This window comes from Pseudomonas sp. P1.8 (genome assembly GCF_001269805.1).
In the GTDB taxonomy this organism is placed as follows: Bacteria; Pseudomonadota; Gammaproteobacteria; order Pseudomonadales; family Pseudomonadaceae; genus Aquipseudomonas.
On sequence record NZ_LHVM01000010.1, the window covers coordinates 103,016 to 123,944 of the forward strand.

Annotated in this window: 21 protein-coding genes; 18 read left to right on the plus strand and 3 right to left on the minus strand. The window is 59.1% G+C overall.

All coding sequences use genetic code 11. The features are described from left to right. Positions 1 to 97: 97 nt before the first annotated feature. Positions 98 to 1,096, minus strand: coding sequence for an alpha/beta hydrolase (locus AD668_RS09060; RefSeq protein WP_053157266.1), 999 nt, complete (start codon positions 1,094 to 1,096; stop codon positions 98 to 100). 83 nt (positions 1,097 to 1,179) lie between these two features. Between AD668_RS09060 and aroC the strand changes: the two genes are divergently transcribed. Genes aroC through mtnC form a run of 5 tightly spaced genes read left to right on the plus strand, consistent with a single transcriptional unit; the run spans position 1,180 to position 5,346 of the window. Further along, on the plus strand, positions 1,180 to 2,271 hold the full coding sequence (gene aroC / locus AD668_RS09065) for a chorismate synthase (RefSeq protein WP_053157269.1): 1,092 nt from the start codon (positions 1,180 to 1,182) through the stop codon (positions 2,269 to 2,271). A 28-nt stretch (positions 2,272 to 2,299) separates the two neighbouring features. Continuing rightward, positions 2,300 to 3,451, plus strand: coding sequence for an MFS transporter (locus AD668_RS09070; RefSeq protein WP_053157272.1), 1,152 nt, complete (start codon positions 2,300 to 2,302; stop codon positions 3,449 to 3,451). Continuing rightward, positions 3,448 to 4,074, plus strand: a complete 627-nt coding sequence (locus AD668_RS09075; protein WP_053157275.1) for a methylthioribulose 1-phosphate dehydratase — start codon at positions 3,448 to 3,450, stop codon at positions 4,072 to 4,074. The genes AD668_RS09070 and AD668_RS09075 overlap by 4 nt, the downstream gene beginning before the upstream one ends. Positions 4,075 to 4,094: 20 nt before the next feature. Continuing rightward, a complete protein-coding gene (locus AD668_RS09080) occupies positions 4,095 to 4,640 on the plus strand; it encodes an acireductone dioxygenase (protein WP_053157278.1) in 546 nt (181 codons plus the stop codon). Between the two features lie 4 nt (positions 4,641 to 4,644). After that, entirely contained in the window at positions 4,645 to 5,346 is a 702-nt protein-coding gene (gene mtnC / locus AD668_RS09085) for an acireductone synthase (RefSeq protein ID WP_053157281.1), read from the plus strand. Positions 5,347 to 5,444: 98 nt separating this feature from the next. Here the strand turns inward: mtnC and AD668_RS09090 are convergent, their stop codons facing one another. Next, entirely contained in the window at positions 5,445 to 5,720 is a 276-nt protein-coding gene (locus AD668_RS09090; RefSeq protein WP_053157284.1) for a DUF3509 domain-containing protein, read from the minus strand. 356 nt (positions 5,721 to 6,076) lie between these two features. Here AD668_RS09090 and AD668_RS09095 point away from each other — a divergent pair, with 356 nt between their 5' ends. The 10 genes from AD668_RS09095 (at position 6,077) to AD668_RS09140 (ending at position 15,187) form a co-directional block, all read left to right on the plus strand. After that, a complete protein-coding gene (locus tag AD668_RS09095) occupies positions 6,077 to 7,915 on the plus strand; it encodes a long-chain-acyl-CoA synthetase (protein WP_053157288.1) in 1,839 nt (612 codons plus the stop codon). Between the two features lie 97 nt (positions 7,916 to 8,012). Next, positions 8,013 to 8,531: an ankyrin repeat domain-containing protein gene (locus AD668_RS09100; protein ID WP_053157291.1), complete on the plus strand. Its 519-nt coding sequence runs from the start codon at positions 8,013 to 8,015 to the stop codon at positions 8,529 to 8,531. A 168-nt stretch (positions 8,532 to 8,699) separates the two neighbouring features. Continuing rightward, positions 8,700 to 9,230, plus strand: a complete 531-nt coding sequence (locus tag AD668_RS09105) for a hypothetical protein (RefSeq protein ID WP_053157295.1) — start codon at positions 8,700 to 8,702, stop codon at positions 9,228 to 9,230. Between the two features lie 83 nt (positions 9,231 to 9,313). Then, positions 9,314 to 9,505 (plus strand): PLDc N-terminal domain-containing protein, encoded by a 192-nt coding sequence (locus tag AD668_RS09110; protein ID WP_053157298.1) that lies wholly within the window; start codon positions 9,314 to 9,316, stop codon positions 9,503 to 9,505. Between the two features lie 254 nt (positions 9,506 to 9,759). Next, a complete protein-coding gene (gene speE / locus AD668_RS09115) occupies positions 9,760 to 10,635 on the plus strand; it encodes a polyamine aminopropyltransferase (RefSeq protein ID WP_053157300.1) in 876 nt (291 codons plus the stop codon). Positions 10,636 to 10,850: 215 nt separating this feature from the next. Continuing rightward, positions 10,851 to 11,084 (plus strand): hypothetical protein, encoded by a 234-nt coding sequence (locus tag AD668_RS09120; protein WP_053157303.1) that lies wholly within the window; start codon positions 10,851 to 10,853, stop codon positions 11,082 to 11,084. Between the two features lie 211 nt (positions 11,085 to 11,295). After that, positions 11,296 to 11,640 (plus strand): ribonuclease E inhibitor RraB, encoded by a 345-nt coding sequence (locus tag AD668_RS09125; protein WP_053157306.1) that lies wholly within the window; start codon positions 11,296 to 11,298, stop codon positions 11,638 to 11,640. Positions 11,641 to 12,008: 368 nt separating this feature from the next. Then, on the plus strand, positions 12,009 to 13,418 hold the full coding sequence (locus AD668_RS09130; RefSeq protein WP_053157309.1) for a circularly permuted type 2 ATP-grasp protein: 1,410 nt from the start codon (positions 12,009 to 12,011) through the stop codon (positions 13,416 to 13,418). 12 nt (positions 13,419 to 13,430) lie between these two features. Next, positions 13,431 to 14,381: an alpha-E domain-containing protein gene (locus AD668_RS09135; protein ID WP_053157311.1), complete on the plus strand. Its 951-nt coding sequence runs from the start codon at positions 13,431 to 13,433 to the stop codon at positions 14,379 to 14,381. Then, a complete protein-coding gene (locus AD668_RS09140; protein ID WP_053157314.1) occupies positions 14,378 to 15,187 on the plus strand; it encodes a transglutaminase family protein in 810 nt (269 codons plus the stop codon). The genes AD668_RS09135 and AD668_RS09140 overlap by 4 nt, the downstream gene beginning before the upstream one ends. A gap of 107 nt (positions 15,188 to 15,294) precedes the next feature. On the opposite strand, the gene AD668_RS09145 is transcribed toward AD668_RS09140, so the two are convergent. Beyond that, positions 15,295 to 16,116, minus strand: a complete 822-nt coding sequence (locus AD668_RS09145; RefSeq protein WP_053157318.1) for a cytochrome c — start codon at positions 16,114 to 16,116, stop codon at positions 15,295 to 15,297. A 599-nt stretch (positions 16,117 to 16,715) separates the two neighbouring features. Here AD668_RS09145 and AD668_RS09150 point away from each other — a divergent pair. From AD668_RS09150 to AD668_RS09160, 3 genes are all read left to right on the plus strand, one after another. Next, a complete protein-coding gene (locus AD668_RS09150) occupies positions 16,716 to 17,921 on the plus strand; it encodes an acetyl-CoA C-acetyltransferase (protein WP_053157321.1) in 1,206 nt (401 codons plus the stop codon). Between the two features lie 25 nt (positions 17,922 to 17,946). Further along, positions 17,947 to 20,091: a 3-hydroxyacyl-CoA dehydrogenase NAD-binding domain-containing protein gene (locus AD668_RS09155; RefSeq protein WP_053157324.1), complete on the plus strand. Its 2,145-nt coding sequence runs from the start codon at positions 17,947 to 17,949 to the stop codon at positions 20,089 to 20,091. A gap of 94 nt (positions 20,092 to 20,185) precedes the next feature. Then, positions 20,186 to 20,914 carry an amidotransferase gene (locus AD668_RS09160; RefSeq protein ID WP_053157327.1) on the plus strand — a complete coding sequence of 243 codons (729 nt, stop codon included), beginning with the start codon at positions 20,186 to 20,188 and terminating at the stop codon, positions 20,912 to 20,914. Positions 20,915 to 20,929: the final 15 nt, after the last annotated feature.

Sequence of the window (20,929 nt, forward strand, 5' to 3'; positions counted from 1 at the left end):
ACGGCGAGTCCTGTCCAAGCTCTGCTTGCCGCCAGCGTGTGTGCTGGCGACAAAGGCTTATCGGCCGTTTTCTTCAAGACTGGAGGGCAAAAAGAGGTTAACTGGAGCGAAGTCCGTCAATAAACCCGAGGATTCGTGTGCCCAGTTCCGCCGCCAGTGGCAAATTCGGATCTTTGTAGGAGGCCAACTGGCGTTTGACGTCGTTGGGCACGATGCGCAGGACGTGGTTCATGCCTTCGATCAACACCAGTTCGGCGTCCGGTTTGGCGGCCTTGAGCAGCCGCGCATCATTGACGCCGACCTGGATGTCGTTGCTGCCCTGAATGATCAACGCCGGCATTTTCAGCTTGGCGAACGCGGCTGCCGGGTCCTGGCGAAACAGTGAAATCAGGTACGGCTGCACGCTCGGGCGGAAAATCACTTGCAGTTGCGGTGGGACATTGTCGTTGGTTTTCCCGGCCTTGAGGCTGTCGAGCAGTTCATTGCTGCGCAACATCAGCGGGGGAGGCAGGCGATTGCTCAATTGCTGACGAATGACCTCATCCACGGGGCGGGCGCTGCCGGACAGGGAAATCACCCCCGCCGCGTCGACACTCGGGGCGGCGAGGCTCGCGATCAAGGCGCCTTCACTGTGCCCGAGCAGAATCAATTGTCCGAAGCGCGGATCAGTCTTGAGCTTGCGGCCCCAGGCTTGAGCGTCGGCCACGTAGGCTTCCACGGACAGGTTGCGTTCGTCCGGGGTCGCCGCCAGACTCGCCGCTACGCCGCGTTTGTCATAACGCACACTGGCAATGTTGTGTTTGGCCAACACCCAGGCCAGTCGTTTGAGACTGTCATTACGGCCGCCGTCAGAGTTGTTTCCGTCGCGATCCGTAGGGCCTGAGCCGGAAATCAGCAGGACAACCGGCACCGGGTTGTCGGACTTTGGCAGCAAAAGCGAGCCAAAAAGCTCACCCGTGCCGGTATCCAATGTGATTGGTCGTTGCAGGACAGTCGCCTGGGCGAAGCCGGAAATCAGGGTAAGGCTCAAGGCTAGAACTCGCAGCATCATCACGCCATCATTAACAGGATGCCGGTTTGACTCGCAGGCACCCATAAGGTTCGAGGATGAACTACTTGGGTAGCCTGCGTATACTGGCGCGCATTACGTATTCAGGTTCATTTCACGGAGCGTCCTGCATGTCCGGCAATACCTACGGCAAGCTGTTCACTGTCACCACCGCGGGCGAAAGCCATGGTCCGGCGTTGGTCGCCATTGTCGATGGCTGTCCGCCGGGCCTGGAGATTTCCCTTGAGGATCTGCAGCGCGACCTGGATCGCCGCAAGCCCGGCACCAGCCGCCACACCACTCAGCGCCAGGAAGCCGACGAAGTCGAAATCCTTTCCGGCGTGTTCGAAGGTCGCACCACCGGTTGCGCCATCGGCCTGTTGATCCGCAACACCGATCAGAAGTCCAAGGACTACTCGGCGATCAAGGATCTGTTCCGCCCGGCCCACGCCGACTACACCTACCACCACAAGTATGGCGAGCGCGATTATCGCGGCGGCGGTCGCAGTTCGGCCCGCGAAACCGCGATGCGCGTGGCTGCCGGTGCGATTGCGAAGAAGTACCTGGCCAGCCAGGGCATCGTCATTCGCGGCTACATGAGCCAGCTCGGACCGATCGAAATCCCGTTCAAAACCTGGGATTCGGTGGAAGAGAACGCGTTCTTCAGCCCGGACCCGGACAAAGTGCCTGAGCTGGAAGCCTATATGGACCAGCTGCGTCGCGACCAGGATTCGGTCGGCGCGAAAATCACCGTGGTGGCCGAAGGTGTGATGCCGGGCCTCGGCGAGCCGATTTTCGACCGTCTCGACGCGGAGCTGGCCCATGCGCTGATGAGCATCAACGCGGTCAAGGGCGTTGAGATCGGCGCCGGTTTCGCCAGCGTTGCCCAGCGCGGCACCGAACATCGTGACGAAATGACCCCGCAAGGTTTCCTCAGCAACAATGCCGGCGGCATTCTCGGCGGTATTTCCTCCGGTCAGCCGATCGTCGCTCACCTGGCGTTGAAGCCAACCTCGAGCATCACCACGCCGGGTCGCTCCATCGACATCCATGGCAACCCGGTCGAGGTCATCACCAAGGGTCGCCACGACCCGTGTGTCGGCATCCGTGCCACGCCGATTGCCGAAGCGATGATGGCCATCGTGCTGATGGACCACCTGCTGCGTCACCGTGGGCAGAACGCCGATGTGCGGGTGAGCACGCCGGTGCTGGGTCAGCTTTAATGGCTGACCACAAAGCCGCTGCTGTCTGATGACGACAGCGGCGCTGCCGTACTGGCGGCTCTCCAGTTTTTACCTGTTCTATTTCGCCTTGCTCGGTTCGACGGCGCCGTTTCTGGCGCTGTATTTCGATCATCTGGGTTTCAGCGCCGCACGCATCGGCGAGCTGGTGGCGATCCCGATGCTGATGCGCTGCGTGGCACCGAACATCTGGGGCTGGCTGGGCGATTACACAGGGCGGCGGCTGGCCATCGTGCGTTTCGGCGCGGTGTGCACGCTACTGACTTTCTCGCTGATTTTCTTCAGCAAGACCTACGCGTGGCTGGCGATGGTCATGGCCTTGCACGCATTTTTCTGGCACGCGGTGTTGCCACAGTTCGAGGTCATCACCCTCGCGCATTTACAGGGTCAGACGTCGCGCTACAGCCAGATTCGCTTGTGGGGCTCCATCGGTTTCATCATCACCGTGGTGGCGCTGGGCCGGTTGTTCGAATGGCTGAGCCTGGACATCTATCCGTCGGCGCTGGCGCTGATCATGGCAGGCATCGTGATCAGCAGCCTGTGGGTGCCGAATGCCCAACCGGCACCGGGCAACCGGGTGGCGGGAGAGGGATTTCTCAAACAGTTGCGCAACCCTGGCGTGTTGGCGTTCTACGGCTGCGTGGCGCTGATGCAGATGAGCCACGGTCCGTACTACACGTTTTTGACCCTGCACCTTGAGCGTCTGGGCTACAGCCGCGGCGTGATCGGCCTGCTCTGGGCGGTCGGCGTAGTCGCCGAGGTTCTGATGTTTTTGGCCATGAGCAAGATCCTCACGCGGTTCTCCCTGCGCCGGGTGCTGATGGCGAGTTTTCTGCTGGCGGCGCTGCGCTGGTTGCTGCTCGGGTCGTTGGCCGAGTTTTTGTGGGTGCTGCTGTTTGCCCAGGTATTGCACGCGGCGACCTTCGGCAGCTTTCACGCCGCTGCCATTTCATTCGTGCAACGTAGCTTCGGTGCGCGCCAGCAAGGGCAAGGTCAGGCGTTGTACGCTGCACTGGCAGGCACCGGCGGTGCATTGGGCGCGTTGTACGCCGGCTATAGCTGGAGCGCCCTCGGCGCCGCATTGACCTTTAGTATTGCCAGCCTCGCAGCCGTAGCGGCTGCCGTTATCATTGCCACATGCATGCAAGAGGACAGGCCATGAGCCTTACCCGTGAACACTTCGCCCAGGAAATCATCGACGCCGGGCGTTTTCTGTATGGCCGCGGTTGGTCGCCGGCCACCAGCAGCAACTATTCGACCCGTTTGTCGCCGAGCCAAGCCTTGCTGACCGTCTCCGGCAAGCATAAAGGCCAGTTGGGCATGGACGATGTGCTGGCCACGGATCTCTCGGGCAACAGCCTTGAACCGGGCAAAAAACCGTCTGCCGAAACCCTGCTGCACACCCAGCTCTATAGCTGGCGTGCGGAGATCGGCGCGGTACTGCACACCCATTCGGTGAATGCCACGGTGCTGTCGCGCCTGACGCCAGAAGATTTCATCGAGTTCGAAGACTACGAACTGCAAAAGGCCTTCAGCGGTGTGACCACCCACGAATCCCGGGTCCGGGTGCCGATTTTCGATAACGACCAGGACATTGCGCGCCTGGCCGCCAAGGTGCAGCCTTGGCTCGACGCCCATCCCGATTGCGTCGGTTACCTGATTCGCGGCCACGGCCTCTACACCTGGGGGGCGCGCATGAGCGATGCCCTGCGGCAGATCGAGGCCTTTGAATTTTTGTTCGAGTGCGAGCTGAAGATGCGCTCGCTCTTGAACGTTAAAGCATGAACCGTTAAGGAGTTGCCCTGATGAGCAGCCTGTCCGTTTATCACGTTTCCAGCCCTGAAATCCCCAACAAGGTGCTGACCCATTTCGAAGACATCACCTCGACCCTGGCCGAGCAAGGCGTGCGTTTCGACCGTTGGCAAGCCGCTGCGAAGATCCAGCCGGGCGCCAGCCAGGAAGAAGTGATCGCCGCCTATCAGGCGCAAATCGACCAATTGATGAGCGAACGCGGCTACATCACCGTCGATGTGATCAGCCTCGACAGCGATCATCCACAAAAAGCCGAACTGCGCGCCAAGTTCCTCAACGAACACCGCCACGGCGAAGACGAAGTACGTTTTTTCGTCGCCGGTCGTGGCTTGTTTACCCTGCATATCGACGATTATGTCTACGCGGTGCTCTGCGAGAAAAACGACCTGATCTCGGTACCGGCCGGCACCAGGCACTGGTTCGACATGGGCGAGCATCCGCATTTCATCGCGATCCGTCTGTTCAATAACCCGCAAGGCTGGGTGGCCAACTTCACCGGCGAAGACATCGCCGACCAATTCCCGCGTCTTGAGGACTGAATCGATGCCGATCAAAGCGATCCTTACCGACATCGAAGGCACCACCAGCGCGGTGAGTTTTGTGTTCGATGTGCTGTTTCCCTATGCCGCCAAGCACCTGCCGGACTTTGTCCGCCAGAACGCCGAGCGTGCCGACGTAGCCGAACAACTGGCCGCCGTTCGCAGCGACAGTAACGAGCCCGATGCTGACGTCGAACGCGTCATAGAGATCCTGCTGGGCTGGATCGCCGAGGACCGCAAGGCCACGCCATTGAAGGCTTTGCAGGGAATGGTCTGGGAACAGGGTTATCACGCCGGACAACTCAAGGGCCACGTGTACCCGGACGCCGTTGAAGCGCTCAAACGCTGGCATCAGGACGGCTATCAACTGTTTGTGTACTCGTCCGGTTCCATCCAGGCTCAACGCCTGATCTTCGGCTGCTCAGAGGCGGGGGATTTGACGCCGCTGTTCAGTGGTTACTTCGACACCACGTCAGGACCCAAGCGCGAGGCGCAGTCCTACGCCAACATCACGCAGGCGATCAACGTCGAGGCGGGGCAGATTCTGTTTCTGTCAGACATCGTCGAAGAACTGGACGCCGCACGCGAAGCGGGAATGGCCACTTGCGGCCTGGCCCGTGAGGGCGGGGAACTAACAGGACATGTCACCGTGGTCAGCTTTGCGCGGATAGATCCTGCTGCCTTCCAAACGCTACACAACCTGTAGGAGCAAGCTTGCTCGCGATTGCGACCGGTCATTCAACATCAATGTTGATTGACACCCCGCTATCGCGAGCAAGCTCGCTCCTACAGTTGTTTTAAGCCTTACAGCGAGTGATAAGTCGGCAGCGCAAAGCGTTGCTGACTTTGCAGCATGGAAATCTGCGGCAGTTCACTGGCCTGTTCGGCAAGGTCGCGGCGGATGGCACTGATGACCCACGACAGCTGGTCGCCATTGTGCAATTGCTGATAGGAAATCGAACGCTTGAACACTTTGCCCTCAGCACTCAGCGTCAGCAGAATTCCGCCGTCGGGCCGATTCTGGGTGGCGACTTCGAAGTTGGAGAACAAGGACGAAAATTTTTCCTGGATCAAGTTCATGTTTTTCAGCTCCGTTGGCTTTAGATGGCAAGCATGCGGAGAAGGGTTGCACTGAATGTGCCAGCATTCGAAATTGTAAAAACCTCATATAAAACAATAACTTAGTTTTTATGGTTATTTTCGGTTTCGTGCAATCTGCATGAATGGCCATCGTGCATCCTGCATTTTGCGAGGTCCTTCGCCGATTCGATGGAACCAATGCACCAGGCCAGGTTCAACACGGAATTCGGATCGTCGATCAAAACCACGCAGATACAAAACATTTCAAAAACCGCGTGTACAGCTCAAGAACCGTTGACGTATTTTCGGGCTCAATCAGCGTTGCCCGACAATAAGAAGATCGAACGGGAGCAAGCATGAGCCGTACCTCGAAGGACACGATTACCTGGAGCATGATGCTCCGCAAGCTACCTTCCATTGCCAAGGCCATCCCTCGGGTGGTCAAGGGCATGAAAGTCGCGAACGTCACGGACCCGACCCAGTCCTGTGGCCTGGGCTGGAGCTTCGAGCAGGCTACGTTGCGCAACCCCGACGGCCCGGCATTGTTGCAGGGCGAGGTGACGCTCAGCTACACCGAGGTCAACCAGTGGGCCAATCGCATCGCCCATCACCTGGCCCGCCAAGGCATCGGCAAGGGCGATGCGGTGGTGGTGTTCATCGAAAACCGTCCCGAGTTGCTGGTCACGATTCTGGCCGTGGCAAAGGTCGGCGCGATCAGTGCGCTGGTCAATACTTCGTTGACCCGCGACACCCTGATTCACAGCCTGAACCTGGTGGCACCGAAGGCGATTATCGTCGGTGAAGAATTGCTCCCGGTCTATTCGACGGTCCGTGAACGGGTGGCGATCGACGCAACACGCAACTGGTTTGTCGCCGACAAGGACACCTCTCGCCAGCCCGGCATCGCCCCCGACGGCTTCATCAACCTGATGTCCGCCAGCCTCGATGAATCGAGCGACAACCCGCTCAGCAGTCGGCAGATTTTCTTCGACGACCCCTGTTTCTACATCTACACCTCGGGCACCACGGGCTTGCCCAAGGCCGGCGTATTCAAGCATGGCCGCTGGATGCGCAGCTCCGCGAGCTTCGGGATGATCGCCCTGGATATGGGGCCGGACGACATCGTTTACTGCACCTTGCCGCTGTATCACGCCACCGGCCTGTGCGTGTGCTGGGGTTCGGCGATCAGCGGCGCTGCTGGTTTCGCCATCCGCCGCAAATTCAGCGCCAGTCAGTTCTGGAATGACGTGCGCCATTACCGTGCGACGACCATCGGCTACGTGGGCGAGTTGTGCCGTTACCTGGTGGACCAACCGACCAGTGCCGACGACAGCCGTCACGGCGTCACGAAAATGATCGGCAACGGCCTGCGACCCGGTGCGTGGAGCGCGTTCAAGACCCGGTTCGCGGTGAATCACATCTGCGAGCTCTATGCCGCCAGCGATGGCAACATCGGCTTCACCAACATTCTGAATTTCGACAACACCATCGGTTTTTCCCTGATGTCCTGGGAACTGGTTGCGTATGACCACGACAGCGGTGCGCCGATCCGTGATGCCAAGGGTTTGATGCGCAAGGTCACCAAGGGCGAGAAAGGGCTGTTGCTGGCAAAAATCGACGACAAGGCCCCGCTGGACGGTTATACCGACCCGCAGAAGACTGCCAAGGTGGTACTTCACGACGTGTTCGAAAAGGGCGACCGTTATTTCAATACCGGTGACCTGTTGCGCAACATTGGTTTTGGTCATGCGCAGTTTGTCGATCGCCTGGGCGATACCTACCGCTGGAAGGGCGAAAACGTCTCGACCACCGAGGTCGAGAACATTCTTCTGCGACATCCGCAGATTTGCGAAGCCGTGGCTTACGGCGTGGAAATCCATAACACCAATGGCCGGGCCGGCATGGCAGCGATCACGCCGGCCGAATCCCTGGCGACGCTGGATTTCAGCGAACTGCTGGCCTTCGCCAAGCAGCAAATGCCGTTATATGCCGTGCCGCTGTTCCTGCGGGTGAAAGTGAAAATGGACACCACGGGTACCTTCAAATACCAGAAGACCCGGCTCAAGACCGAAGCCTATGATCCGGGCAAGACCGGTGACGATCCGATCTACGCGTGGCTGCCGGGAACGCAGACTTACGTGCAGGTAACCGAGCAGATGGTGTCTGACATTCACAGCGGCAAGTACCGCTATTGAATCTGGCTATGGCGGCCCATGAGAAAAAACAAGTGACAGTCTCGGACGCGCTCGGGAAACTGTCGGCTTTTACGAATGACAGAAAATGGAGTGCCCGATGTCAGACAAAAGCCGCCAGATGACCCCCGAAGAAGCTGCCGAATTTGCCGAACAGGTATTCAACAAGGCTCGGGAAGGCGATGCGGCGATGATGGCCGCGCTGTTGAGCAAAGGGCTGCCGCCGAACTTGCGCAACCACAAGGGCGACACCTTGCTGATGCTGGCTGCCTACCACGGCCACGTGGACACGGTGAAGGTCCTGCTCGAGCACAAGGCTGATCCGGAGATCCGCAACGACAACGGCCAGAGCCCGATAGCCGGCGCCGCGTTCAAAGGCGATCTGTCGGTGATCAAGGCGTTGGTCGAGGGCGGCGCACAGGTTGAAGGTTCGTCCTTCGATGGCCGTACGGCCCTGATGATGGCGGCGATGTTCAACCGCGTCGAAGTGGTCGACTACCTGATCAGCAAAGGCGCCGACCCGCAAGCCAAGGATGCCAATGGCATCACGGCGCTGGAGGCGGCAAAAACCATGGGGGCTTCCGATACCGTTGCTCAGTTGGAAAAAATGCTGGGTTGATTGGATTCAAAAGATTGTCCGAACGCGGCCCGAGCCTGCGGCAACTCCTGCGGGGGGACACCTTCCCAATGTAGGAGCTGCCGCAGGCTGCGATCTTTTTGGTCATTTGAACCTATCCTTGCGGTATCCTTCGCGCCCTCAAAATTCCCTTCGCTACAGGATCCGCCCATGAAAGCCGCACTCGTCGAACTCATCAGCAAAATCAGCTCCGGGTGCATGGGCGAAGACGAAATCCTCAAGGTCGCCGCCGAAGCGGCGCAGGCCTACGCCGATCCAGCGGCTTTTCTGACGGCCAATCCTGACATCAATTACGACGACACCTTCCCGATCCCATTGGGTGAGTGGGTCGTGGTTGGTAGCCTGCCCGAGACTGTGCTGTTCCAGGCTGACACCTACATGGACCTGTTCGCGCAGATCGTTGCCTCGTTCGGTCCGGGCATCGATTTCAACATCAAACCCAAACAACTGGCCAAGACCGAAGCCTTGACCGCGCTCAATCGCATCCAGGTGCAGATGAGCAGCCTGAACAAGGAAAACGGCGGCTACACGCTGATGAATTTCAGCCAGTTGCTGGACGACGAGTTGCAAGTGGTACTGGTCTTCGGCAACGACGTGCCACGGGTGCTGGAATTGTGCAGCGAAGTCGGCATCGCCGCCGCGCCTTCACTGGAAGCCCTGAAAGTGGCCATCCACGTCTGATAGCACAACACTGTCAAACAAAGGGAACCCTTTGCGACGACCGTCTATCCTAAGGGTGCATATCACTTTTCGGGAGCGTCACCATGGGTTCAACGTTCAACAGTCTGGTTGCCTTGATCATCTTTGTCCTGGACATCTGGGCCATCATCAATGTGGTCAAAAGCAGCACCGGCACCGGGATGAAAATCGTCTGGGTGCTGTTGATTGCGCTGTTGCCCGTACTGGGATTGATCATCTGGGCTATCGCCGGGCCGCGAGGCAACGTCAAGTTCTGAACAAGCGGCACTGAACGTGTAGGCGCGTGGCTTGCCCGCGATGCAGACGACGCGGGTCTGCCAGATAAACCGAGGCGATCCGATCGCGGGCAAGCCACGCTCCCACAGGATTGTGGCAAGCCGATCAACTGAGGTTCGACCTGTCATGTTCCGCAACGTAGAATGCGCGCCTTTCACGGTCAATCGAGCCGATCGATTGGCCATCATGGGCGGGTAACCGTCCGTTGCCACCCGCATTCATCGGAGCACTTCCCATGAGCAATATCCCCGCCAGCGACTACCTGGAAACCCTCTACGAAGGCTACGGCCAGCGTTTTCGCATGGAAAAACTGCTGCACGAAGTGCGCACGGAACATCAGCACCTGGTGATCTTCGAGAACCCGCGCATGGGCCGTGTGATGGCGCTGGACGGCGTGATCCAGACCACCGAAGCCGACGAGTTCATCTACCACGAGATGCTCACCCACGTGCCGATCCTGGCGCACGGTGCGGCCAAGCGCGTGCTGATCATCGGCGGCGGTGACGGTGGCATGTTGCGTGAAGTGGCCAAGCACCGCAGCGTCGAGCACATCACCATGGTCGAGATCGACGGTACCGTGGTCGACATGTGCAAGGAATTCCTGCCGAACCACTCCATGGGCGCGTTCGATGATCCACGGCTGAACCTGGTGATCGATGACGGCATGCGTTTCGTCGCCACCACCACCGAAAAATTCGACGTGATCATTTCCGACTCCACCGACCCGATCGGCCCGGGCGAAGTGCTGTTCTCGGAAAACTTCTACCAGGCCTGCCACCGTTGCCTGAATGAGGGCGGCATCCTGGTGACGCAGAACGGCACACCGTTCATGCAGATCGAAGAAGTGAAGACTACCGCCGGCCGCCTGCGCAGCCTGTTCCCGGACTGGCACTTCTACCAGGCCGCCGTACCGACCTACATCGGCGGCGCAATGACGTTCGCCTGGGGCGCGACCAACACCGCTTATCGCAAACTGTCGCGCGAAACCCTGCAACAGCGATTCGCTGGCAGCGGCATCGTTACCCGCTACTACAATCCAGAAATCCACATCGGCGCCTTCGCCCTGCCGCAGTACGTGCTGCAAGCGGTGAACAAGCCAAGCAACGACTGATTCCTTGAAACGTAGACCTGTAGGAGCGAGCCTGCTCGCGATGGACGTGAACCATGACGCGGGATGTCTGATTTAACGCGGCGTTTTCAAGTTTTTCGCGAGCAGCTCGCTCCTACAGAGATCTGCGATGGGTGCAGATCCGGCGGAACGATTAGCCAGCTAACAAGGTCGAGATAGAGGTAAGCCCATTTGCGGGTTTGATCGAGGAGGCACCAATGCAAAAGTGGAAAGTCACTTTCGTGGATGATCATGGTGAAACGATCGACGAAGTCTTCGAGTACGAGGAATGCCCGACTCACGAGCAGGCCGCCAAACTCATCAAGGAACGCTTCCTTCCTGTCGCCGCTGAACTGGATCTGAATGATCTGGAAGGGCGGACCGCTGATGCAGGCGTGAAAAACCTGAAAACCCAGAACAGCATCGAAATCCGCAGTATCACGCCAATCTGAACAACGCCTGTCGCATTCCCATCCAGACCTTGGCAGCGCCTCTATCTTGGGGCTACTCTGCAATCGAGATCAGCGAACGAATCGCTAAGGTCTGGTCTTGTCAGCTCCATGCTTGTTTCCCGTCGGCACATCGGTTGCCGTCGCTCGCGCTGTTCGGTTGCGGGCGCAGGGAGTACGGAAAGTCTATCCATCGTTTTGCGGAGGACGTTTCATGAGCACAGCCTATCAAGAAGACATCAGCAGCAGCGTGTTGCGCCGCATGAAAGAAGGCGGTTTTGATTTTTCGCGGTTTCATCCCATCGAGTTCTACGCCATTTTCCCGGATGAGGAGCGGGCACGCAGGGCGGCAGGTCATTTCCATCGTGGTGAATCCCTGAATGCGCAAATCAGTGTGCGCGACGACGGTGCCTGGGCGCTGGAGTTGAGCAAAGTCATGTATGCCACCTACGACGACATCGGCGATTTCGAACAGGGCTTCGAAGCGGTGGTCGAGCCGTTGGGGGGCATTATCGAAGGCTGGGGTGTGAAACAGGAGGTACGAGGGCGACTCGCATAAGCTTATGAACAGTGACAACCAGCACTAACGGCTGACCTTCGGGTTGGCCGTTTTCGTTTTTGCCGTCGATCATGAGGCTACGACTCTCCGGCTTTTCGTAGGAGCTGGCTTGCCAGCAAAGGCGTCTTTGAAGTGCAGCACATGACTCATAGGCCCCATCGCCAGCAAGCCGGCTCCTACCGGCTATGCTGGTCGTAGGCGTTCATCACGCCTTGTAATGGAGCGGGGGCGATCGGGTTGGGGCAATTACCGCACAGGATTGGTGCGGTGCATGCGTTGTGATTATCCAACCGATTGAAATCAAAGCGTTTATGCCGATGGCACGGGCCTTGCGAAGGCCTGCATGTCCGGGTGACAAGGAGTACGGCATGATCCGCACCTATTTTGATGAGATGTACGATGCCGGCGGCCAGGTTCGCCCGCATTATCGGGAGTTTGCCCGTTGGCTGGCCGAAACGCCTGACGAGCTTTTGGCACAACGGCGACGCGAGGCCGATCTGTTGTTTCATCGCGCCGGGATTACTTTCACGCTCTACGGGGACGAGCAGGGGACAGAGCGCCTGATTCCCTTCGATACCATCCCACGCAGCATTCCTGCCAGCGAATGGCGGGTCGTCGAGCGCGGCTGCATTCAGCGGGTCAAGGCGTTGAACATGTTCCTCGCCGACCTCTACCACGAGCAACGCATCATCAAGGCCGGCATCATTCCGGCCGAGCAGGTGTTGGCCAACGAGCAATATCAGTTGGCGATGCAGGGCTTGGACCTGCACCGCGATATTTACTCGCATATTTCCGGTGTCGATCTGGTGCGCGATGGCGACGGGACGTATTACGTGCTCGAAGACAATTTGCGCACGCCCAGCGGCGTCAGCTACATGCTCGAAGACCGCAAGATGATGATGCGTCTGTTCCCCGAGCTGTTCGCGGCGCAACGTATCGCCCCCATCGACCACTACCCGAATCTGTTGCTCGACACCCTGAAGAGCTCGAGTCCGATCGACAACCCGAGCGTGGTGGTGCTGACGCCGGGGCGCTTCAACAGCGCATTCTTCGAGCACGCGTTTCTGGCGCGGGAAATGGGCGTGGAATTGGTGGAAGGCGCGGATCTGTTCGTTCGGGACGACAAGGTCTACATGCGCACCACCGATGGGCCCAAAGCCGTCGACGTCATCTACCGTCGCCTCGACGACGCGTTCCTCGATCCGTTGGCGTTCAACCCCGACTCGATGCTCGGCGTGCCGGGACTGCTGTCGTCGTACCGTTCCGGCAATGTTGTCTTGGCCAACGCCATTGGCACCGGTGTGGCGGACGACAAGTCGGTGTATCCATTCGTGACTGACATGATCCGTTTCTATCTGGACGAGGAGCCGATCCTGAAGAACGTTCCCACGTGGCAGTGTCGCAATCCGTCTGAACTTTCCCATGTGCTGGCCAATCTGCCAGAACTGGTGGTCAAGGAAACCCAAGGCTCCGGCGGTTACGGAATGCTGGTGGGGCCGGCGGCGACGGCGGCGGAAATCGAAGCGTTCCGTGCGCGCATCATTGCCAAGCCCCATGCCTACATCGCGCAACCCACGCTGTCGCTGTCGACCTGCCCGACGTTCGTCGAAAACGGCATCGCGCCGCGCCATATCGACCTGCGACCGTTTGTTTTGTCTGGCCGTGAAACCCGGGTCGTGCCCGGTGGATTGACCCGCGTCGCCCTGCGTGAAGGCTCTCTGGTGGTGAACTCCTCTCAGGGCGGCGGAACCAAGGACACCTGGGTGGTCGAGGAATGAAGGAAGCCTGACATGTTAAGTAGAACTGCCTCGGATTTGTATTGGATGTCGCGTTACCTGGAGCGGGCGGAAAACCTCGCCCGGATGCTCGACATCAGTTATTCGCTGTCGCTGATGCCACAGGATGGCCGTGGCAACGGTCTGCATGAATTGGCGATGCCGTTGTTGATTACCGGCACCCTGGATGATTACCTCGAACGCCACGGCGAATTGCATGCCGAACGGTTGCTGCATTTCTTCGCCCTGGATGCGGCCAACCCGGCGAGTATCTACAGCTGCCTCGGTGCGGCGCGAGCCAGTGCCCATGCGGTACGTGGGCGAATCACCGCCGACATGTGGGAAAACATCAACGCGACCTGGCTGGAGATTCGCGGCATCGCCCAACAAGGGCTCAGCCGCTACGGCATGAGCCGTTTCTGCGAGTGGATCAAGGAGCGTTCTCACCTGTTCCGAGGTGCGTCCTACGGCACCATCATGCGTAACGACGCGTTCCGTTTCATTCGGCTGGGGACGTTTATCGAAAGGGCCGACAACACCCTGCGCCTGCTCGATGCCCGTTACGAAATGGCGGGTGATCAGGCGGAAGCGGTCAGCGACAGCACGGCTCACGCCTATTACCAGTGGAGTGCGTTGTTGCGGGCCTTGTCGTCATTCGAGGCGTACACCGAAATCTACAGAGACGCGCCGGGTGCCCGGCATGTCGCCGAATTGTTGTTGCTGCGGGCCGATGTGCCGAGATCCCTGCGAGCCTGCACGGAAGAAATCGACCAGATCCTCGCCCAGTTGCCGGGGGCCAATGGACGTCCCGCGCAACGACTGGCGGCGGAAATGGACGCGCGCCTGCGCTACACCGGCATCAATGAAATTCTCGACGAAGGCCTGCACGCCTGGCTGACCGAGTTCATCCCGCTGGTGCGCCAGTTGGGCAATGCCATTCACAGTTCCTATCTGGAGGCTGCATGAGACTTTCCATAAGCCACGAGACCACCTATCACTACGAAGATCAGGTTCGGGCGAGCATCCAGTACCTGCGGCTGACACCCCACGACAGCGAGCGTCAGCACGTGCTCAGCTGGCAGTTAGACTTGCCCAGACCGGTGCGCGCGCAGCTCGATCCTTTCGGCAACATTCTGCACGTGTTGACCATGGATGAACCCCACGAGGCAATCATCATCGGGGCCCGGGGCCAGGTTGATATCGATGAACTCAGTGAGGCCGAGCACGAGAGCCAGTCGGCATTGCCGTTCTTGCGCTTCACCCGGTTGACCGAAGCCGACGCCGCCTTGCGTGCATTCGCCGAGAAAGAGTGCAAGCTACGCCGCGATCGCACGGCGTTGATCGACCTGATGCATGGGCTCAATCAGCACATGACCTATACGCCGGGTTCGACCGAGGTCGACACCAGCGCGGCCCAGGCCTTTGCCGGACGTTCCGGCGTGTGCCAGGACCATACCCATGCGTTTCTTGCCTGTACCCGCAGCCTGGGCATTCCGGCGCGTTATGTGTCGGGGTATTTGTACAGTGAGAATTGCGAACACCTGGCTAGCCACGCGTGGGCTGAAGCCTGGCTGGATGACGCCTGGTACAGCTTTGATGTGACCAATGAACTGGCCCGTCCCGAGCGTCATCTGAAACTTGCGGTAGGTCTGGATTACCTGGATGCCTGCCCGGTTCGTGGCATGCGCCGTGGCGGCGGTTGCGAGCAGATGCACGCCAAGGTGCTGGTGTCACCGACGCCTGTGCCGGTGATTTGCGTGCAACAACAATAATTTGATGGATCACCCTTGTAGGAGCTGCCGCAGGCTGCGATCTTTTGATTTTGGTATCAAAGATTAAAAGATCGCAGCCTGCGGCAGCTCCTACCGGGAATTGCGCGTCAGGGTTTAATCTTGCGCCCCGCCATATGCTTCAGATACCCCACCAACATCCCCAGGTCATCATCCGGTAGCACCTGCGCCGAAAACCCCGGCATCTTCGCCTGCGGCCACTGACGCAAACTCTGCGGATCGCGAATGTAGTGCTTGAGGAAGTCCGCACCGAAATATTCGGTCGGGTTGTACGGAATATTCAAGTCGGGCCCGAACTGCGCGTCCCCGGCACCATTGAGTCGATGGCACGCCAGGCAGTTTTTCTGAAACAACGCAAAACCCTTGTTCACCGGATCGTCAGGCTTCAGCGCTGGATCAGGCAGCAGGGCAGGGAAACGCTCCGCCACCGGGGCCATGCGCTTGATGCTGGCGACTTCGAAAGGCCACTGCTCCGGGCTGATATTGCCGGCCTGCGGATTGGTCCAGACCAGATAGAAAGGCCCGGCGCTGTGCTTGCCTTCGGCCAGTGGCGGCCACGGTTTGGCCGGGTCTTCAATTGCCAGCCAGGCCTGGGCACCCTGCGAACTGAGCAAAGGTGCTGCGGCCATCTCGGCGGCAAAACCGTCCAGGGCCACTGCTTGTAGATGGTCCTCAGGCTTGATGTCAGTCAGCAACGCAGTCACGGGCACGGCGCGATAGCTCATGTCGCGCTTGTAGGAAACGTCGTTGCTGATGTTGATGGTCTGGACTTGCGGGTGCTTAAGCAACTCCTCCGTCTGCCAGGTGCGACTGTTCGCGCCCAGCTCCAGGTTCAGCTGTGCGGCATACAGGGGCGCCCCGACCAGCAAGGCCCCCAACGCAATGAGCATTTTCAATTGATCGCCGTCCATGTCGTGCAAGTGCCACAAAGGTTGGCACAGCCATGCTGGCCCGGGTAGGGAGCCAGTCACATTTTTATCTCGGCGATATAAAAAACCGTGGCGCTTTTACGAACGACTAGCCGATCACCTTGGTCAGGTTCGGCAGAATCAACAACAACGTAGTGGCGAAAAGGATGAGTCCGGCTTGACGTACTTTTGATTGTTTGAACATGGCTTGACCGCCTTTATTGTTATTTCCTGATGCCTGCCCGCATTGCTCCATGGTGGCAGGACACTGCACTTCCTGTAACGAACGAGCGCCTCGGCAAAACCCGACGACAACTTCGTACCTCTTCACCTTAGAGCCCGCGGTGCGCTTGGCTTAGATCCATTTCATATGGTCTTCAACTAATTTGCTTTTAAAAAGGCATGAGGCTTATTGCCAGCTTCTTTGCCAGCCGTTTGCTAGACAGCTTCGTGTCCTGAAACGGTTAATCCGATAGACGACTACCGTCCGTCTGAGCGTGAGCGTCAACATCTGCGAGCGTTGCGGTCATTGAATCAAATTCGGCGCAGGCCAAGAGTGAACATTCTGAATTTGCCCACCTGCACTGCGGTTCGAGGACGTCATGACCCAAGCTTTGATTTTCGATGCGTTACGCACGCCCCGTGGCAAAGGCAAAGCCGATGGCGCCTTGCACAGCGTCAAACCGGTGGACCTGGTCGCCGGTTTACTCACCGCCCTGCAACAACGGACTGATCTCGATACCCGCCAGGTCGATGACGTGGTGCTTGGCTGCGTGACACCGATCGGCGATCAGGGCTGCGATATCGCCAAGACCGCGGCCCAGGTGGCTGATTGGGACGTCAGCGTGTCGGGTGTGCAAATCAACCGCTTCTGCGCGTCGGGGCTGGAAGCGGTGAACCTCGGGGCGATGAAGGTGCGTTCCGGCTTCGAAGATCTGGTGGTGGTCGGTGGCATCGAATCCATGTCGCGGGTGCCGATGGGCAGTGATGGCGGGGCGTGGGCGTTGGACCCGGCCACCAACCTGCACAGCCAATTCACTCCTCAGGGCGTTGGTGCCGACCTGATAGCCACCCTGGAAGGCTTCAGTCGTCATGACGTCGATGCCTACGCCCTGCATTCCCAGCAAAAGGCTGCGCGGGCACGCGCCGATGGTTCGTTCAAAAAATCACTGGTGCCGGTACAGGACCAGAACGGCATCATCCTGCTCGATCATGACGAGTTCATCCGCGCAGAATCGACGCTTGAAGGCCTGGGCAAACTTAAGCCAAGTTTCGAAATGATGGGGCAGTTGGGCTTCGATGCCACCGCGCTGCGGGTCTACAGCCATGTCGAGCGAATCAACCACGTTCACACCCCTGGCAACAGTTCCGGGATCGTTGACGGCGCGGCTTTGATGCTGATCGGCTCCGAGGCCAAGGGGCGGGCGCTGGGCCTGCAGCCACGGGCGCGGATCGTCGCTACGGCTGTCACCAGCACCGATCCGACCATCATGCTCACAGGCCCTGCACCGGCCACCCGCAAGGCACTGGCCAAGGCCGGATTGCGGGTCGAAGACATCGACCTGTTCGAAGTCAACGAAGCGTTCGCTTGCGTGGTGCTCAAGTTCATCAAGGACATGGCTGTCGACCCGGACAAGGTCAATGTCAACGGCGGTTCCATCGCCATGGGCCACCCGCTGGGCGCCACCGGTTGCGCCATCCTCGGCACGTTGCTCGATGAACTGGAAGCCCGACGCCTGCGCTACGGCCTCGCGACCCTGTGTGTCGGCGGCGGCATGGGCATTGCCACCATCATCGAACGCCTCTGAGCCCCGAATTCAAGGAAACGCCTACATGACCCACGCCATTCGTTACGAAAAGGCACAGGACGGGATTGTCCTTCTGACCTTCGACATGCCGGGCCAGAGCGCCAATACCATGAATGCGGTATACCGCGAGGCCATGGCTGACTGTGTCGCCCGGCTGGTGGCCGACAAAGACAGTATCGCGGGCGTGATCATCACTTCGGCCAAGAAAACCTTCTTTGCTGGCGGCGACCTCAACGAGCTGATCAAGGTCGGCAAACCCGAAGCCAAAGCCTTTTACGACATGGTGCTGTCCCTCAAACGCCAGTTGCGCACCCTGGAAACTCTTGGCAAACCGGTGGTCGCGGCCATCAACGGTGCGGCACTCGGCGGCGGCTGGGAAATCTGCCTCGCCTGTCATCACCGGGTCGCACTGGACAATCCGTCGGTGCAGCTTGGTCTGCCGGAGGTGACCCTTGGTCTGTTGCCGGGTGGCGGCGGGGTGGTGCGCATGGTGCGCATGCTGGGCCTGGAAAAAGCGCTGCCGTATTTGCTCGAAGGCAAGAAAGTGCGGCCACAGCAAGCATTACAGGAGGGATTGATAGATGAGCTCGCGGCAGATGGCGCTGAACTGCTGGCCAAATCGCGGGCCTGGATTTTCGCCAATCGAGCAGTCGTGCAACGCTGGGATGTAAAAGGTTATCAAATTCCAGGCGGCACGCCATCGAACCCGAAAGTTGCGCAGATGCTGGCGATTGCGCCGTCAATCTTGCGCAGCAAAACCCAGGGCACGATGCCGGCTCCGGAAAAGATTCTCTGCGCGGCGGTCGAGGGCGCCCAGGTGGATTTTGACACCGCACATTTGATCGAAACCCGTTACTTCACCGAGTTGACTACCGGGCAGGTGTCGAAAAACCTCATTGGCACCTTTTGGTTCCAGCTCAACGAGATCAACGCGGGCGGTTCGCGGCCCCAGGGCTATGCCCCTTATGTCACCCGTAAAGTCGGCGTGCTCGGCGCCGGAATGATGGGTGCCGGTATCGCGTTTGTCAGTGCTTGGGCCGGTATCGAAGTGGTGCTCAAAGACATCAACCTGGCCGCCGCCGAGAAGGGCAAGGCACATTCGGCGGCGTTGCTGGACAAGAAGGTCGCGCGCGGACAAATGACCGCCGAGCAGCGCGAAGCGGTGTTGGCCCGTATCCGGCCCAGCGATATCGATGCTGACTTGAGTGGCTGCGATCTGGTCATCGAAGCCGTGTTCGAGGACCGTGACCTCAAGGCCAAGGTCTCGTTGGCGGCACAAAAAGTCGTCGGCGCGGATGCCGTGATCGCCTCCAATACCTCGACCCTTCCGATCAGTGGCCTCGCTACCGCAGTACCGGACCAAAGCAAGTTCATCGGCCTGCATTTCTTCAGCCCCGTGGAAAAAATGCCGTTGGTGGAAATCATCAGGGGCGCCAACACCAGCGACGAAACCCTGGCCCGTGGATTCGATTACGTCCTGCAAATCAAGAAAACCCCGATTGTGGTCAACGACAGCCGCGGCTTCTTCACATCGCGGGTGTTTGGCACCTTCACCAACGAAGGTATCGCCATGCTTGGTGAAGGCGTCAGTGCACCGATGATCGAAACCGAGGCGCGCAAGGCTGGCATGCCTGTAGGACCGCTGGCGATCTCCGACGAAGTGTCCCTCAGTCTCATGAGTCATATCCGCGCGCAAACCTCCAAGGACCTGCAAGCGGAAGGGAAGCCGTTGCCAGCGCATCCGGCGTTCGCCGTGATTGACGTGCTGCTCAACGAATTCAAGCGTGCGGGCAAGGCGGCTGGAGGTGGTTTTTACGAGTATCCGGCAGGCGGGCAAAAGCATCTGTGGCCGGAGCTGAAAACCCGCTTCGAAAAGGCCGATGGGCAGATTTCGCCGAAGGACGTACGTGATCGCCTGTTGTTCGTGCAAGCCATCGAGACCGTGCGTTGCGTGGAGGAGGGCGTGCTGACCTCGACGGCGGATGCCAACGTCGGCTCGATCTTCGGCATCGGTTTTGCCGCCTGGACGGGCGGAGCCTTGCAGTTCATCAACCAATACGGCGTGCAGGATTTTGTTGCACGCGCGCAATATCTGGCCAGGCAATACGGCGAACGATTCGCGCCGCCTGCGCTGTTGCTTGAGAAAGCAGCAAAAAGAGAGCTGTTCTAAGGGGGTAACGACGCATTTCGGGGCTTGCCTTGGCACCGTGTTTCGAGGCAGGCTCTGGGTGTGCATTATTCCCTTCACGTGTCAGGTATTTTTTATGTCGTTACGCATCTGCATTCTGGAAACCGACAACCTGCGTCCGGAATTGGTCGACCAATATCAGGGCTACGGGCAGATGTTCAAACACCTGTTTTCGCAGCAGCCCATTGCCGCTGAATTCACCATCTACAACGTGGTGCAGGGCGATTATCCTGACGATGAGCTGACCTTCGACGCCTATCTGGTGACCGGCAGCAAGGCCGATTCCTTCGGCTCCGATCCATGGATCGAAACCCTCAGGACTTACCTGCTGACCCGTTACGAGCGCGGCGACAAGCTGCTGGGTGTGTGCTTCGGTCATCAATTGCTGGCGCTGTTGCTGGGTGGCAAGAGCGAACGTGCGACCCAGGGCTGGGGCGTCGGCACGCATAACTACAAGCTGGCGGCGAAGGCGCCGTGGATGAATCCGGTGCGCGAAGAGCTGACCCTGCTGATCAGCCATCAGGACCAGGTGACCTCACTGCCGGAAAACGCCACGGTGATCGCGTCCAGCGATTTCTGCCCGTTTGCCGCGTACCACATCAATGATCAGGTGTTGTGCTTCCAGGGCCACCCAGAGTTCATTCACGACTATTCCCGGGCGTTGCTGGAGATTCGCCAGCAGGCACTGGGTGAACCGGTTTACTCCAAAGGCATCGCGAGCCTGGAGCAGGAGCATCACGGCACCACGGTCGCCGAGTGGATGATGCGGTTTGTGGCGCACAAAGCGGCAAACCAAGTGATCTGACAGGCGCAACCTAAC

What these genes read in the sequence shown, in the direction of transcription:
- mtnC (WP_053157281.1), top strand. Translation starts at nt 4,645, where the DNA reads ATGCCGATCAAAGCGATCCTTACCGACATCGAAGGCACCACCAGCGCG.
- AD668_RS09130 (WP_053157309.1), top strand. Translation starts at nt 12,009, where the DNA reads ATGATCCGCACCTATTTTGATGAGATGTACGATGCCGGCGGCCAGGTT.
- AD668_RS09095 (WP_053157288.1), top strand. Translation starts at nt 6,077, where the DNA reads ATGAGCCGTACCTCGAAGGACACGATTACCTGGAGCATGATGCTCCGC.
- AD668_RS09155 (WP_053157324.1), top strand. Translation starts at nt 17,947, where the DNA reads ATGACCCACGCCATTCGTTACGAAAAGGCACAGGACGGGATTGTCCTT.
- AD668_RS09120 (WP_053157303.1), top strand. Translation starts at nt 10,851, where the DNA reads ATGCAAAAGTGGAAAGTCACTTTCGTGGATGATCATGGTGAAACGATC.
- aroC (WP_053157269.1), top strand. Translation starts at nt 1,180, where the DNA reads ATGTCCGGCAATACCTACGGCAAGCTGTTCACTGTCACCACCGCGGGC.
- AD668_RS09140 (WP_053157314.1), top strand. Translation starts at nt 14,378, where the DNA reads ATGAGACTTTCCATAAGCCACGAGACCACCTATCACTACGAAGATCAG.
- AD668_RS09160 (WP_053157327.1), top strand. Translation starts at nt 20,186, where the DNA reads ATGTCGTTACGCATCTGCATTCTGGAAACCGACAACCTGCGTCCGGAA.
- AD668_RS09060 (WP_053157266.1), bottom strand. Translation starts at nt 1,096, where the DNA reads ATGGGTGCCTGCGAGTCAAACCGGCATCCTGTTAATGATGGCGTGATG.
- AD668_RS09125 (WP_053157306.1), top strand. Translation starts at nt 11,296, where the DNA reads ATGAGCACAGCCTATCAAGAAGACATCAGCAGCAGCGTGTTGCGCCGC.
- AD668_RS09145 (WP_053157318.1), bottom strand. Translation starts at nt 16,116, where the DNA reads ATGGACGGCGATCAATTGAAAATGCTCATTGCGTTGGGGGCCTTGCTG.
- speE (WP_053157300.1), top strand. Translation starts at nt 9,760, where the DNA reads ATGAGCAATATCCCCGCCAGCGACTACCTGGAAACCCTCTACGAAGGC.
- AD668_RS09100 (WP_053157291.1), top strand. Translation starts at nt 8,013, where the DNA reads ATGTCAGACAAAAGCCGCCAGATGACCCCCGAAGAAGCTGCCGAATTT.
- AD668_RS09090 (WP_053157284.1), bottom strand. Translation starts at nt 5,720, where the DNA reads ATGAACTTGATCCAGGAAAAATTTTCGTCCTTGTTCTCCAACTTCGAA.
- AD668_RS09150 (WP_053157321.1), top strand. Translation starts at nt 16,716, where the DNA reads ATGACCCAAGCTTTGATTTTCGATGCGTTACGCACGCCCCGTGGCAAA.
- AD668_RS09110 (WP_053157298.1), top strand. Translation starts at nt 9,314, where the DNA reads ATGGGTTCAACGTTCAACAGTCTGGTTGCCTTGATCATCTTTGTCCTG.
- AD668_RS09075 (WP_053157275.1), top strand. Translation starts at nt 3,448, where the DNA reads ATGAGCCTTACCCGTGAACACTTCGCCCAGGAAATCATCGACGCCGGG.
- AD668_RS09070 (WP_053157272.1), top strand. Translation starts at nt 2,300, where the DNA reads ATGACGACAGCGGCGCTGCCGTACTGGCGGCTCTCCAGTTTTTACCTG.
- AD668_RS09105 (WP_053157295.1), top strand. Translation starts at nt 8,700, where the DNA reads ATGAAAGCCGCACTCGTCGAACTCATCAGCAAAATCAGCTCCGGGTGC.
- AD668_RS09135 (WP_053157311.1), top strand. Translation starts at nt 13,431, where the DNA reads ATGTTAAGTAGAACTGCCTCGGATTTGTATTGGATGTCGCGTTACCTG.
- AD668_RS09080 (WP_053157278.1), top strand. Translation starts at nt 4,095, where the DNA reads ATGAGCAGCCTGTCCGTTTATCACGTTTCCAGCCCTGAAATCCCCAAC.